This is a genomic window from Aminobacter carboxidus, from assembly GCF_014863355.1.
GTDB classification, from domain to species: Bacteria; Pseudomonadota; Alphaproteobacteria; order Rhizobiales; family Rhizobiaceae; genus Aminobacter; species Aminobacter carboxidus.
Window position 1 is genome coordinate 176,449 of sequence record NZ_JACZEP010000004.1, and the last position, 13,055, is coordinate 189,503.

The window sequence follows — 13,055 nt, forward strand, 5'->3', positions numbered from 1 at the left end:
GAATATCTCCCGGCGGCGTTGATGCCGTTACTGCAGTATTTGCCGATTTGACGGATCGGCCGAACCGACTAGGGAGCCGCGCGTCACATGGAGGCGCCAATAATGATGCAGGCCTTGAAGCCATGCTTGATCCTTGCCGAAAATCGATCCCGATTTTCGGGGCCCGCGCTGACCTAGTGGGCGACGAGAATGCCCTTGGCCTCGAAGATCGCCCGGATCTGCCGGACATAGCCGTGATAGTCCTTGTCCTCGTGGGTCTTGCTCCACTGGCGCGGACGCGGCAGGTCGATCTTGAGGTCGAGGTCGACGCGGCCCGGACGAGGCGACATCACCAGGACGCGGTCGGCAAGGAACACCGCCTCGTCGATGCCATGGGTGATGAACAGCACCGTGTTGCGCAGGCGCAGCCACATCGACTGCAAGTCCATGATCATCTGTTCGCGGGTCAGCGCGTCGAGTGCACCGAAGGGCTCGTCCATCAAAAGAAGGCCCGGTTCCTGGATCAGCGCCCGGCAGATTGCGACGCGCTGGCGCATGCCGCCGGAAAGCTCGGAGGGATACTTGTTGCCGAAGCCCTCGAGCCCGACCTGGGCAAGCAGTTCCTCAGCGCGAGCCCGGTACTTGGCAACATCGAGCTTCTTGATCTCGATCGGCAGCAGGATGTTGTCGAGCACCGTGCGCCAGTAGAGCAAGAGATCCGACTGGAACACGACGCCGGTCTTTGGATGCGGCTTGCTGACACCGTCGCCATCAATGGCGATGCTGCCGGTCGAGGCAGGCGTCAGGCCGGCGAGAAGCGAGAGCAGCGTGCTCTTGCCACAACCGCTGGGGCCGACGACCGCGACGAAGCTGCCGGGTTCGATCTTGAGATCGATCTTGTCGAGGGCAAGGACGTCGTCGTCCTCGCGTGTCTTGTAAATCTTGGAAAGCCGCGAAATGTCGACCGCCGCGCCCATTTGGGTAGTGGCACTCATGGGATTGCCTCACTGAACCTGTTGTCGTTGCTCGGCCGCGCCCGCGGCCGGCTGATTATTTGGCGGCGTCGCGCTTGTAGGTGAAGCGGGCTTCGATCGTATCGATGATGAAGTACAACATCACGCCGAGCCCGGAGATCGTCACCACGGTGGCAAAGTTGAGCGTCGTGTCGAACAGCGAGTTGGCTTGTAGCTGCAGGTAGCCGAGGCCGCGTTCGGCGGCGACATATTCGCCGATGACCGCACCGATGACCGCCAGCGACACCGCAACCTTGAAACCGCCGAAGATGTTCGGCAAAGCCGCCGGCAGGCGCACCTTGAAGAAGGTCTGCCACTCGCTGGCACCCATCGAGCGGACGAGGTTGACCAGGTTCTTGTCCAGCGACTGCAGGCCGACGACCGTCGAGATGACAATCGGGAAGAACGAGATCAGGAAGGCCAACGTGATCTTGGGCGCCCAGCCATAGCCGAGATAGAGCACCAGAAGCGGCGCCAGCGCCACCTTGGGCACAGTCTGCAGCGCCACCAGGATCGGGTAGATGGCGCGTTCGAAAGCCCTGGAATAGAAGATCGCCAGCGCCAGCGGCATGCCGACCAGCACGGCCATGGCAAAACCCGCAACCACCTCGAACAGCGTGACGTAGGCGTGGGAGGCGAGCAACGGCAGCTCGTTGACGATCCGCTTGGCTATCGCCAGCGGCGTCGGCAGGACAAATTCCGAGAGCCCGGACCAGGGAACCAGAACCTGCCATGCGCCGAGCAGTACAACCGCCAGGATGAGCGCCGAATAACGCTCAAGCCATGGCCCGCGTGATTTCTTCTTGCTGCTCATGCCCTTGCCTTGCTTTTTCTGCGCCTGAGCGGCGCCGATTACATCCGTGCTCGCCACCGTAGCCTCACTGCGTCAGAAGTTCATTGGTATAAAAGGTCGACATCGGCTTGGCGTCGCCGATTTCCTCGACGCTGCCGATCAGCTTGATGGCGTCGGCGATCGCCTTTTCGTCGATGTAGCCGATCGGCGTACCATCAGGCGAGTGGATCGATGCCGAGGTCGCCTCGATCTGCTGCTGGACGACCTTGTCCGAGGGCCCGCCCTGCCAAACCGCCTTCAGTGCCGCGGTCGCAGCAGCCGGATCGGCTCGGGTCATCTCGATTGCCTTGGCATTGGCGGCGAGGAAGTTCTTGAGCGCCGGGCCCTTCTTGGCGATGCCATCGTCGCTGGCGACAACCGCCATGCCAGGTACCGCAAGGCCAAACTCGGTGAGATCAAGCGTCGGGAACTTCTGGCCGGTTTTGTCTTCGAGCACCGGCAGGTCGTTGGTCTTGTAGACGCTGACGACGTCGACCTGCTTCTGCAGGAACTGCGGCACACGCGACTGCGAGTCCATCTGGACCTTGGAGACCTTGGCGCAGTCGATCTTGTTGATCTCGCAGAAGGCACTGAGATAGGACGTTCCGGTCTCGCCGACGGCGTGCGCAATGGTCTTGCCCTCGAGATCCTTGGGCGCGTTCACCGCCTTGTCAGGATGCGAAATCAGGGCGATCGGCGACTCCGGCTGATAGAGCGCGATGATCTTGACCGGCATGCCCTTCTGGATCGCCGAGATGGCGAAAATGCCCGGCAGGATGACAGCGTCTTCCTGGCCCTGGATCAGCGAGCCGAGCGCTGCCTGCGAGCCAGCACCTTCGCCGAGCTTCAACGTCACACCAGCATCCTTGTAGAGACCCTTCTGCTCGCCGAGATAGAAGAAGCCGTATTCGCCCTTGAGCTTCCAGCTGAAGCGGACGTTGACGTCTTCCGCCATGGCATTGTGACTGGCAAGAACGGTGGCGACGGCGGCTGTGGCGATAAGCGCCGTGCCGCGAATGAGACCTGTAGCGTACAACATTTCTCTCCTCCCTAACGAGCACCTTCGGGCGCCCCAATGGCCCGAAGGCCTGCCTCTCTCCCCCGAACAAAGCGCGACAGCCTTCGCCCTCGATCTTCATTCTTGATCTCATAGTGTGATCACATTCAATCATTGTCAAGCGATGAATCGGATCAGGCAGCGCACGAATTTGCATGCACAATCGAAGCGTTGCCGCGAATTCCCTGCCGCTGCGGCAAGCATCGGAAATCGCTGGCGGATTCACCACGCGTCGAGACGACGCAACCTCACCCACTCCGGGCGAGGCACGTTCACAAGTCGGAAAACGACCCAAGATCGCCTGAAAAATGAAGCTTGCCGGATCAGTTCGCAGCGGCGAAGGTATCGGGCAACGAGCGCTCGATGGCGCTTCGGTTAAGGTTGCGCGCGATGAAAACGAGCCAGGCGCGGGGCATGCCCTCCGGCCAGCGCGGCAGATACTCGGGCGGATACATCACGTGCTGGACGCCATGGATGATCACCGGGCGCGGGTCACCCCTGACCGGCAGTATACCCTTCACGCGAAGGATCGACTGGCCGCGTCCGGCGAGCAGTAATTCCAGCCAGTCGACGAAGGATGGCCAGTCGACTTCGTTGTCAATCTCGACGGTGAAAGTCTCGATGCCATCGCTGTGCCGACCTGGCATGGGCGTATCGGCCATTTCGAAATGGCGCGGTTCCCAACTGTCTTCTTGGTCAAAGATGTCGGCCGCACCCGGCATGCTTGCCCGGCTTGAAACAAGCTGCCGAACCCGAGGGTTGACCTTGCCGACATCCTGGGCGAGCGCATCCAGCCGCCAAGGTTCGACAAGATCGGACTTGGTGATGACCACGCAATCGGCCAGCGCCACTTGCTGGACGGCTTCGGCGAAATTGCCGATCGAGTTGGCGCCACTGACGCCGTCGACGGTGGCAACGATACTGCCCGCCCGATAGCCGCGGCGGAGCTTGAGGTCGCTCATCACCGCCTGCATGATCGGCGCGGGGTCGGCGAGGCCCGTGGTCTCCACCACGACCCGGCGGAACGGCGCCACCTCGCCACGGCGGACCATCGCCAGAAGGTCCGCCAAAGTGGAGACGAGATCATCACGCACGGCACAGCACAAACAGCCCGACGACAGCAAAACCGCGTCCTCGGACACTTCCCGCACCAGAAGGTGGTCGAGCCCGACCTCGCCGAACTCGTTGATGATCACGGCCGTGTCGGCGAGATCAGGCTCGCCGAGAAGATGCCGCAGGAATGTCGTCTTGCCGCTGCCAAGGAAGCCGGTCAGCACGTGGACCGGAATTCGGTCGTCGGTCGCGGAAGCGGCAGGCAGCACGGTCAGTTGACCTCGAAGATGGCGTCTACCTCGACGGGAACGTTGCGCGGCAGCGAGTAGCAGCCGACGGCGGCACGGGCATGGCGGCCGGCCTCGCCGAACACCTCGACCATCAGATCGGAAGCGCCGTTGATGACCTTGGGGTGATCCTTGAAGTCGGGTTCGGCATTGACGAAGCCGCCGAGGCGGATGACGCCGACGACGCGGTCGAGGTCGCCGTCCAGCGCCTGCTTGAGCTGGGCCAGAATGTTGACGGCGCAGAGGCGCGCCGCGGCCTGGCCTTCTTCGACGGTGAAATCGGAGCCGAGCTTGCCGGTGAACTTGTCCTTGCCACCCTCAGCTGGAACCTGGCCCGAAACATAGACCTGGTTGCCCAGCCGGCGGGCCGGCACGTAGTTGGCGGCTGGCGCCACCGTCGCTGGCAGGCTGATGCCAAGGCGAGCAAGGTTCTGTTCAACTTTTCCCACCATGGCGGGCTCCTCCCAGATCGTGATGTCAGTAATCGAATTGAAGATCCGCCCCCTGCGCGAAAGGCAGTTCGATGCCTTGCGAGCCGGCGACGCTGAGCAGCGCCTTGCAGGTGGTGCGGATGTCGTGGACGATGCCCTTCTTGGCGGCGCTGGCGTTGCCTTCATTCAAGGCGGCAAGGATGTCCTCGTGGTCCGAGGCGTTCCACGGCATCGAGGGGATCAGCAGCGACATGTACATCGTCGGGCCGAACTGCAGCCACAGCGACTCGATCAGCGGCATCAGCACGTCGGACGCAGCCGCCTCATAGAGCGTGAAATGGAATTTCTGGTTGGACGACAGGCAGTTCAGGATGTCGCGCTTTTCGATTGCCACCAGCAGCTGCTTGTTGATCGCGGCAAGTTCGCTGATCAGCGCCGGGGTCGCCTTCTTGGCGGCAAGCTCAGTGGCCATGCCCTCGAGCATCTCGCGCACAGCGAAAAGGTCGCTGAGCTTTTCCGGGCTCAGCCTGGGCACGCGCACCGAACCGCCCTTGGTTTCCTCAAGCGCATTGGCCGCCACCAGGCGGCTCAGCACTTCGCGAACCGGCATCGGGCTGGTGCCAAATCCGGCAGCCAGCTTGCGCAGGCTCATCACCTGGCCGGGCAGGAATGCACCGACCATCAGGCCGCGGCGCATATAACGCAGCACATGCCCATGGACATGCCCGCGCTCCTTCTTAGGCGCTTCACCGCCGCCGTTACCGGCGTCCTCAGACTTGTCTATCCGCACTCTGCTTCTCCGCCTCTCGCAAGTTCCTCAACAATTGCGCTGTACGAGGAACGGCGTCTGGCGGCGAGCTGCCGCATACAGTCGCCGGCCGGGGGCAGAAGTTGACAGGCCGCAATCTGTGATCTCATATTGTGATCAATAAATGATCTTTACCGGAACGGCAACCATTAACTGCCCTGCCGTTTGACCGAGAACACCGCGGCAGCCCGACGCGCCGTCACATCCGCCATCCGGAGACCCGTCCATGAACGCACCTGCCTTCGACCAGCCTGCCCTGCGCGATCAGATCGCCAACGGCGCCAGGCTGGGCCGGTACATCTTGCGCAACGTGCGTCTTAACAGTGCAGTTACAACAGGTGCCATGGATGCCGCAGGGTACTTTCTTGCTGACGTGACAGTAGAGCACGGCAGGATACTGGCAACAACTGCTGCGCGCGGCCGTTCCATCGAATCCAACGAAGACAGCGCGATTTCGATCGATGCCGGCGGGCGGGTCGCGCTCCCCACCTTCGTCGACTGCCACACCCATCTCGACAAGGGTCATATCCTGCCGCGAACGCCGGCAGCCAATGGTACTTTCGACGGCGCGTTGGCGGCCACCCGCGCCGATCGCGCGACCAACTGGTCGGCCGGCGATGTCACCAGGCGCATGGACTTCGCACTGCGCTCGGCGTTCCACTACGGCACGGCGGCCATGCGCACGCATATCGACTCACAGCCACCGCAAGACGACATTTCCTGGCCTGCCTTCATGGAGCTCAAGCAACACTGGCGCGGCCGAATCGACTTGCAGGCGTCCTGCCTGTTTCCCATCGACATGGCTCGCGACGATGCCTTTCTCGAGCGCATCGCACGCCATGTCGCTGCTGCCAGCGGCACACTCGGGGCGGTCGCCTATCCCGCTCCCGACATCGACCGTCTGCTCGACCTGATGTTCCGGAAAGCCGAGCAACATGGCCTCAACCTCGACTTCCATGCCGACGAGACCGCGGATCCCAAAGCCGACGGACTGCGCCGTATCGCCGAGGCCGCGATGCGATCCTCCTTTGCCGGCAAGGTGCTGGTCGGCCATTGCTGTTCGCTGGCGATGCAGGAAGAGGCCGATGTCGAGGCCACGCTCGACAAGGTGGCCGCGGCTGGCGTCGCCGTCGTGTCGCTGCCGACCTGCAATCTCTATCTTCAGGACCGCCGCCAGGACGGCACGACGCCGAGATGGCGGGGCGTGACCCTGCTGCACGAGATGAAGCAGCGCGGCATCCCGGTAGCACTTGCCTCCGACAACACGCGTGACCCGTTCCATTCCTATGGCGATCTCGACATGCTGGACACCTATCGGCTCGGCACGCGCGTCCTGCATCTCGACCATCCTGCCGGCGACTGGATCGGGGCGGTGACCACGACCCCGGCAGGCATCATGGGGCTCGATGGCAGAGGCAGCATCGCCGAGGGCCAGGTCGCCGATTTCATCCTGTTCGAGGGCCGGTCCTTGTCGGAAGTGCTGTCGCGCGCCGAAAGCAATCGCATCGTCGTTCGCAACGGCGCGCCCCTTGCGACGTCGTTGCCCGCTTATGCCGAACTCGACGGGCTTGAAGGCATGGCATCCGACTAAAGCGAGGAGCCAAACAAAGGCCGCCGGAAACGGCGGCCTCAGACGGCTGACAAACCTCCGGGCACACCTAAATCACCCAAGATTCACGGAACGTCGCAGATTCAGATCGTGAACAAACCAGAATCAAAACCCCTCGATTTTGACTGCTGCCAAGAAACGAGGGGTTTGTAATCAATCTGAGGCCGCCGGAAACGGCGGCCTTTTCGTATCGGTGACAATGAGCGATCAGGCGGTGGCGCCGACCTGATAAAGCTCGACCTTGGTTCCGTCGGGGTCGGCGATGTAGATCGTCAGACCGTAGGGCCCGTCATGAAGGTCGGTGAAGTACTTCACGCCGGCCTTCTTCAGCTTGGCGTCCATGGCGCGGACATCATTGACCTCAAAGGCGATGTGGTCGAGCTGGCGATGATCCGAGGCCTTGCCGTGGATCAGCGCGATGCCCTGATGGAAGGCGGTGAACGGACGCCCGTCGGCCAGCGGCTTGGCCGGCCGGATCGTGAAGCCGAGCTGGTTTGTATAGAAGGCCACCGACGTGTCGATGTCGTTGACCATGACCAACTGGTGGCCGTAGTTGGTGACGCGCGGCTTGACCTGTTCGCCGATCCAGTCGAGCACCTCGGACGAGGGGGCGATCTCGCAGAAATACTGCTTCCACACCTGCTTGGCGGTGGCTTCCCACTCGGCGTTGACGCCCGACACGCAGTCGTCGACGGCAATCACGTCGAGGTCGCGCAGATAGGCTTCGCGGATCGAGGTCTCGACGCAGGCATTGGTGGTGGCGCCGGTGACGAACAGGTGCTGGGTGCCGAGCATCTTCAGCATCATCTCGAGCCGCGTCTCGTAGAAAGCGCCGAAGCGGTGCTTGCGGATGACGAAAGCCGGGTCGAAATCGGCCAATGGCTTCAGCTCGTCGATGATCTGCTCGTCCCAGCTACCGGCCAGCGCCGACACCTGCTTGCGGCGGGCAGTGTGGCCGAGCAGCTTCTTCTTGGCGCGGTTGTGGTCGATGGCGAAGTGTTCCTGCATCGTCCAGATGACCGGAATGCCGGTGTCCTGGCAGCGCTTGATCAGCTTGGCCAGCGGCGGCACGATCGACGACAGGCGCTTGGTGTCGACGCCCGAAACGCCGAGCGTGCCCTTCTCATGGATGAAGGCGTTCTGCAGGTCGATGACCAGCAGCGCCGACTTGCGGTAGTCGAGAACGTCCAGAGCCATCACTTGTGCTCCACCATGTCGATGCCGAGCACGCCACCACGACCCCAGCTGTCCTTGGGCGTCTCGTGGATGACCACGTGCAAGTGATCGGGCTTGCAGGCGGCCTCTTCGACCATGGCCTTGGTGATGGCTTTGACGAGGTTGCGCTTCTGCTCGACAGTGCGCCCCTCCCACATCTCTACGACGACGAATGGCATCTTATTTCTCCTCTCTTTCGCTGGGCATGGCGCCGGAGGCCCAGACGGGCACGGCGGGCGCAAAGCCCGAAACCAGATCGTTGTTGGCCCGATCAGTGCCGCAAAGCAGCCACAGCGGGCGGTTCGAATAGTTGACCAGCACCTGCTCTTCCATGCAGGCGCGGTTGGCCGGATGGTCAGCATGACGATCGAAACGGCTCGTCGCCGGCATCAGCCTGATGACATAGAGCGGCTCGGCCGGATCGAAGCCGTCGAGCGCGTCGGGTCCCAACCTCTCCAGCCCGAAGGCCCTCACCGAGAACTCGCCGCTGCCGAATGCCACCAGCACGACAGCACCTGCGAGCGGCGTCATCGGCCAGTATCGGCCTTCCCTCCCGGCCGTCAGAAACTCGGCGTAGCTGCCCGCTTCGGCAAACAACTCGCTGTCCCACAGGACGATGTCGGGACCGATGACGCTCCGCGCGGCATCGATGATGATCTCGCTCTCGCACAGGTCGAGAAAGCTCCATGGATCGGTGAGGCCGATGACGTGACCCCACGGATTGTGGATCCCCGACAACCGCTCCTGGCGGATCGTCGCCTTGCGGGCAACGATGCTTGCGACTGCTTCGTGAACCGGCAACCGCGCCGGTGTCAGCGAAATCCGGCCGGCCAGGTCCAGCTGATCGGGGCTTGGCGTCATGACGGCAGCGTCACGCAGCGGCCGCGGCCGTAGCTGGTGTCGGCGACCACGCCGTTTTCGTAGACGACATCGCCGCGCGCCACCGTCATCACCGGCCAGCCCTTGAGTTTCCAGCCTTCATAGATGCAGGTGCCCTTGCCAGTGTGGGTGACGGTCCGCTCCTCGTCGAGGTCGACCAGCACCAGGTCGGCGTCGAAACCGACATCGATATGGCCCTTGCGTGGCCATAGGCCGAAACGCCGCGCCGGATTGAACGAGTTGAGCTCGACGAGGCGGCTGAGCGGCAGCCCGCGCTGGTGGACGCCAAAATGCAGCATCAGCGACAGCTCCCACGGGAAGCTGACGACACCGGGGAACTCGGTCCACAAATCCTCGAGCTTCTTGGGCAGGAATGGTACGTGGTCGGTGCCGAGGCTGTAGACCGAGCCGTTGAGCATGCCGGCCCACAGGCCTTCGAGCTCGTTGCGGTCGCGCAGCGGCGGCGAGATCTTGGCGCGCATGTCGAGATCTTCGTCATAGCAGGTGCGCGTCAGGTAGTGTGGACAGGTCTCGACGGTGACATGCACGCCACGTGCCTGCGCCTCGGCGGCCAGCACCGGGCCCATGCCAACCGAGGTATGGACCAGATGCAGCGAGCAGCCGGTCTTCTCGGCGAGGAAAATCATGCGGCGGATGGTTTCGACCTCGCAGAAGGCGGGGCGCGATTCCGTATAGGCGCCGAGATCCTGGCGGCCGGTGGCCGCGATCTCCTTCTTGATCCACGAGGCGATCTGGGTGTTTTCGCAATGCACGTTGATGACGCCGCCGGGAACCTTGGCGAGGATGCGCATCGCCGCATAGACCCAACCGTCGGTCGCCGGCACGATGCCGATCGGATTGTCGGGCTCGTAGCCGAAATAGCACTTGAACGACTTCACGCCGGTCTTGGCGATGATCTCCGGAATCTCGGCGATATGCTCTTCGCGCTGGATGCCGAAGTGGAAGCCGAAGTCGATAACCGAGTTCTCCTCGCCCAGCGCCTTCCGCTCCTCGTAGAACGGCAAATAAGATTCCTTGAGGTTGCGGATGTAGAGCAGTGCTGTGGTCACGCCACCGGAAGCGGCAGCTGCCGTTTCGGTGCGCATGTCCTCGGCGAAGGGGTACTTCACGCCGAGATGGCAGTGCGGATCAATCAGGCCCGGCATCAGCACCCGGCCTTCGGCGTCGATGGTGCGGGTCGCATCGGGCAGCGATTCATCCGATCCGGTCAGGACGATCTTGCCGTCCTTGACCGCGACGCCGCCGTGGAATTCGCCATCGTGGCGAACCACCCGCGCGTTCTTGATGACCAGATCCGCTTTCATCATTTCTGCTCCAATATGCCTTCGATGCGTCGGACAATGCCGCTCCACTGGCTGCGGCCGACAGTGATCGGCGCGCGTGCGCCCATGCCGCGTGCCCAGACGGTTTTCAGCCCGAGTTCGGCCGCGGCCTCCCTGTCGATGGTGCCGGGTGGGGCCGCGACGTCGACCAGCAACGCATGCTTGGGCAGCAGCTTGAGCTGTTCGCGTTCGAGCAGCCGCTTGGGCACGCTGCCGATGACGATGTCCATCTTCGGCAGGTATTCAGGCAATTGTTCGAGCGTCAGCGATTCAGCACCCGCCGCATAAGCAGCCGCGCGCTGCACCGGGTTGCGCGCCGCGACATGGACATGCGCGCCGAGCGCCACCAGCGTGTTGGTCAACAGCGAGCCGATGGTGCCCTGCCCGACAAGGCAGATGTTGGATTTATGGATAGTGATCTCAGTGTTCTCGATGATCACCTTGAGCACGCCTTCGACGATCGCCGGTCCGCGTAGCAGCATCAGGTCGACGTCCCACTCATATTCGTGCAGCGTGATGCCGAGTTCCGCGCAATGGCCCTTCAGATTGGCATCGCCCCAGCCGAGGATGATGTGGCCCGGCTTGCGCATGCCCTCCAGCATCTCGCGCGTCGGGATGATCTTTTCAGGGCACTTTGGCGCAAACAGCGCACCTTCGGTGGTGATGCCCGGGATCGGGAACAGCGCGATGTCGGCACCTTTCAGCGCGTCGGCGGCATCCTTGGCGTGATACACGCCCTCGATGCCCTCCTGCGGCCAGGGAAAACCGTAAGCACGGACGGTGGCGCCGGCGCGGACGGCGCAGCGGGCAATCTCCTGTTCACGGGCGTCGCCGGCGACGACGGCGATGACTGTGTTGTTCCAGCTCATTTCGCCCTCACCTTCTGAATGACCTGATCCCGAGACATGCCGGCGATGCCCATCGCCTCGGCGGTGCGACCGCCCTTGCGATAATCGGTGCCGACGGCGATCTGCGCCAGGCTGTAGAGCGAATGCGCCACGGGCGTTTCGACGCCTGCGATCTTCGCGAATTCAAGGAATGGCAGCAGGCCGTGGCCGAAATCTTCCTTGTAGTAGCGGTATTCGAGCGAATCCGGACCCTTGATGCGCTTGTTGGCCTCGCCGCCGGCAATCGCCGCGCGGAAGTCGGAAGTGTCGATGACATCGGCCTCGACCGTGCCGAGCAGCTTCATCTCTTCGACGAGGTTGGGCAGATCATGCCCGAAGGCCCTGGCCACCGCCAGCCGCTCGTCGTCGAGCTGCTTCATGACGCGGGCGACGCCGGGGGTCATCGCATCGACGTAGAAGGTGAAGTTGCCGCCAGTCGCCTCGACCCAGGCGGCGGCAAGGACAGCCGCCGGCGGATGCAGGACCATGTTGACGTTGGAGAGGTCGGAAGCGATCACGTCGGCAACCGGGGTAAGGCCCGGATAGAGTTTTCCCGCGATCTCCAGCACCTCGGAGCCGCCCTTCAGCGCTGCGGCCTTGAGCTGCTTGGCGCGGCCGGAGACGGTGACACCATCGGGGCGGTATTTGCGCGCGACATAGGTCAGGGTCGAGAACTCGACGACGGGCGGTGCCGCGCGGCCAGTGCGCGAAAAAGTCTCGGCGAATTCGAGCGCGCCACCGGTGTGACCGGGATTGAGCACCACGGGTTTGCTCGAGGGCCAGCCGGCAGCCGCAAGCGCCGAGGCGATGGCCGAATGCGAAAAGGTAGGCAGGACGACGACCACGACATCGACGCCATCGATTGCCGCCTTGAGATCGGTGGTGATCAGCGCGGGCTTGGCCACGCCCTCGCCGAGCTTGCCTTCAAAGGCGACACCACCCAGCTTGACATGCGGCTCCAACGTTTCGGCCGAACGCGCCCAGAAATGGACGTCATGACCGGCCTGGACCAACTCTGCGACCGAGGCTGCACCGCCCGCGCCGGCTCCTAATACTGCAACTTTCATTCTCTCCTCCGGGGGCCGAGGTACGGCTATCGGGCCGCACGACCTCATGCTCGAAACGGGTACTCCTCCCCGCTCCTCGCGCCAATTGATTGCCATCAATCAGTTTGATCACACTTTATGATCACACTGGAAATTGTCAAGCGGAAGAATGTGCTTCCGTCACTCACGCGGCCTGATGCTTCAGCCCTGCCGCCTCGATGCCTGAAATGGCGGCGAGTTCGTCATTGTCCGATGTGTCGCCAGTGATGCCGACAGCGCCGAGCAGCTTGCCCGACGCGTCGCGGATCAGCACGCCGCCCGGCACCGGCACGATCTTGCCACCCGAGACGGCGTTGAGCCCTTCCATGAAGTGCGGGCGCTCCTTCGCCGTCTGGTCGAGCCAGCGCGAGCCCATGCCGACAGCGAGCGCACCATAGGCTTTGCCCGAGGCGATCTCGTAGCGCAGCATCGATGCGCCATCCTGCTTCTGGAAAGCCTTGAGATGGCCGCCGGCGTCGAGCACGGCAACGGTCAGCGGCTTCATCTTCACTTCCGATCCTTTGGCGAATGCGGCTTCGATGATGGCGTTGGCCTTGGCGAGCGTCAGTTCGGACAT

At 63.0% G+C, this 13,055-nt stretch carries 14 protein-coding genes; 1 reads left to right on the top strand and 13 read right to left on the bottom strand.

What is annotated here, in order from left to right; translation table 11 throughout:
* Window positions 1–173: 173 nt before the first annotated feature.
* The 6 genes from IHE39_RS15100 to IHE39_RS15125 all read right to left on the bottom strand — a co-directional run bounded on the left by IHE39_RS15100 (window position 174) and on the right by IHE39_RS15125 (window position 5,442).
* The gene (locus IHE39_RS15100) at window positions 174–974 is read right to left on the bottom strand and encodes an ABC transporter ATP-binding protein (RefSeq protein ID WP_184774742.1); all 801 of its coding nucleotides are present in this window, start codon (window positions 972–974) and stop codon (window positions 174–176) included.
* 55 nt (window positions 975–1,029) lie between these two features.
* Window positions 1,030–1,806 carry an ABC transporter permease gene (locus tag IHE39_RS15105; RefSeq protein ID WP_184774743.1) on the bottom strand — a complete coding sequence of 259 codons (777 nt, stop codon included), beginning with the start codon at window positions 1,804–1,806 and terminating at the stop codon, window positions 1,030–1,032.
* 64 nt (window positions 1,807–1,870) lie between these two features.
* A complete protein-coding gene (locus IHE39_RS15110; protein ID WP_184774744.1) occupies window positions 1,871–2,863 on the bottom strand; it encodes an ABC transporter substrate-binding protein in 993 nt (330 codons plus the stop codon).
* A 341-nt stretch (window positions 2,864–3,204) separates the two neighbouring features.
* Window positions 3,205–4,203: a GTP-binding protein gene (locus tag IHE39_RS15115; protein WP_192567045.1), complete on the bottom strand. Its 999-nt coding sequence runs from the start codon at window positions 4,201–4,203 to the stop codon at window positions 3,205–3,207.
* Between the two features lie 2 nt (window positions 4,204–4,205).
* Complete coding sequence (locus tag IHE39_RS15120; protein WP_067967501.1) at window positions 4,206–4,673, bottom strand: RidA family protein; 468 nt, start codon at window positions 4,671–4,673, stop codon at window positions 4,206–4,208.
* Window positions 4,674–4,698: 25 nt separating this feature from the next.
* The gene (locus IHE39_RS15125; RefSeq protein ID WP_184774746.1) at window positions 4,699–5,442 is read right to left on the bottom strand and encodes a GntR family transcriptional regulator; all 744 of its coding nucleotides are present in this window, start codon (window positions 5,440–5,442) and stop codon (window positions 4,699–4,701) included.
* A gap of 244 nt (window positions 5,443–5,686) precedes the next feature.
* Between IHE39_RS15125 and IHE39_RS15130 the strand changes: the two genes are divergently transcribed.
* Window positions 5,687–7,051, top strand: coding sequence for a cytosine deaminase (locus IHE39_RS15130; RefSeq protein ID WP_192567046.1), 1,365 nt, complete (start codon window positions 5,687–5,689; stop codon window positions 7,049–7,051).
* A gap of 225 nt (window positions 7,052–7,276) precedes the next feature.
* Here IHE39_RS15130 and IHE39_RS15135 read toward each other — a convergent pair whose 3' ends face one another.
* The 7 genes from IHE39_RS15135 to IHE39_RS15165 all read right to left on the bottom strand — a co-directional run bounded on the left by IHE39_RS15135 (window position 7,277) and on the right by IHE39_RS15165 (window position 13,055).
* A complete protein-coding gene (locus IHE39_RS15135; RefSeq protein ID WP_184774748.1) occupies window positions 7,277–8,266 on the bottom strand; it encodes an isochorismatase family protein in 990 nt (329 codons plus the stop codon).
* Complete coding sequence (gene thmT, locus IHE39_RS15140; protein WP_018431063.1) at window positions 8,266–8,463, bottom strand: 2-hydroxymuconate tautomerase; 198 nt, start codon at window positions 8,461–8,463, stop codon at window positions 8,266–8,268. The genes IHE39_RS15135 and thmT overlap by 1 nt, the downstream gene beginning before the upstream one ends.
* 1 nt (window position 8,464) lies before the next feature.
* On the bottom strand, window positions 8,465–9,145 hold the full coding sequence (locus tag IHE39_RS15145) for a resolvase (RefSeq protein ID WP_192567047.1): 681 nt from the start codon (window positions 9,143–9,145) through the stop codon (window positions 8,465–8,467).
* Window positions 9,142–10,491 (bottom strand): dihydroorotase, encoded by a 1,350-nt coding sequence (locus tag IHE39_RS15150; RefSeq protein ID WP_246471544.1) that lies wholly within the window; start codon window positions 10,489–10,491, stop codon window positions 9,142–9,144. Before IHE39_RS15150 ends, IHE39_RS15145 begins: the two co-directional genes overlap by 4 nt.
* Complete coding sequence (locus IHE39_RS15155; RefSeq protein ID WP_192567048.1) at window positions 10,488–11,375, bottom strand: dipicolinate synthase subunit DpsA; 888 nt, start codon at window positions 11,373–11,375, stop codon at window positions 10,488–10,490. The genes IHE39_RS15150 and IHE39_RS15155 overlap by 4 nt, the downstream gene beginning before the upstream one ends.
* Window positions 11,372–12,460 carry an NAD/NADP octopine/nopaline dehydrogenase family protein gene (locus IHE39_RS15160; protein WP_192567049.1) on the bottom strand — a complete coding sequence of 363 codons (1,089 nt, stop codon included), beginning with the start codon at window positions 12,458–12,460 and terminating at the stop codon, window positions 11,372–11,374. Before IHE39_RS15160 ends, IHE39_RS15155 begins: the two co-directional genes overlap by 4 nt.
* A 163-nt stretch (window positions 12,461–12,623) precedes the next feature.
* On the bottom strand, window positions 12,624–13,055 hold the full coding sequence (locus IHE39_RS15165) for a GlcG/HbpS family heme-binding protein (RefSeq protein ID WP_192567050.1): 432 nt from the start codon (window positions 13,053–13,055) through the stop codon (window positions 12,624–12,626).

Coding starts and splice junctions, on each gene's coding strand:
- IHE39_RS15100 (WP_184774742.1), bottom strand. CDS start 974: ATGAGTGCCACTACCCAAATGGGCGCGGCGGTCGACATTTCGCGGCTT.
- IHE39_RS15105 (WP_184774743.1), bottom strand. CDS start 1,806: ATGAGCAGCAAGAAGAAATCACGCGGGCCATGGCTTGAGCGTTATTCG.
- IHE39_RS15110 (WP_184774744.1), bottom strand. CDS start 2,863: ATGTTGTACGCTACAGGTCTCATTCGCGGCACGGCGCTTATCGCCACA.
- IHE39_RS15120 (WP_067967501.1), bottom strand. CDS start 4,673: ATGGTGGGAAAAGTTGAACAGAACCTTGCTCGCCTTGGCATCAGCCTG.
- IHE39_RS15130 (WP_192567046.1), top strand. CDS start 5,687: ATGAACGCACCTGCCTTCGACCAGCCTGCCCTGCGCGATCAGATCGCC.
- IHE39_RS15135 (WP_184774748.1), bottom strand. CDS start 8,266: ATGGCTCTGGACGTTCTCGACTACCGCAAGTCGGCGCTGCTGGTCATC.
- thmT (WP_018431063.1), bottom strand. CDS start 8,463: ATGCCATTCGTCGTCGTAGAGATGTGGGAGGGGCGCACTGTCGAGCAG.
- IHE39_RS15145 (WP_192567047.1), bottom strand. CDS start 9,145: ATGACGCCAAGCCCCGATCAGCTGGACCTGGCCGGCCGGATTTCGCTG.
- IHE39_RS15150 (WP_246471544.1), bottom strand. CDS start 10,491: ATGATGAAAGCGGATCTGGTCATCAAGAACGCGCGGGTGGTTCGCCAC.
- IHE39_RS15155 (WP_192567048.1), bottom strand. CDS start 11,375: ATGAGCTGGAACAACACAGTCATCGCCGTCGTCGCCGGCGACGCCCGT.
- IHE39_RS15160 (WP_192567049.1), bottom strand. CDS start 12,460: ATGAAAGTTGCAGTATTAGGAGCCGGCGCGGGCGGTGCAGCCTCGGTC.
- IHE39_RS15165 (WP_192567050.1), bottom strand. CDS start 13,055: ATGTCCGAACTGACGCTCGCCAAGGCCAACGCCATCATCGAAGCCGCA.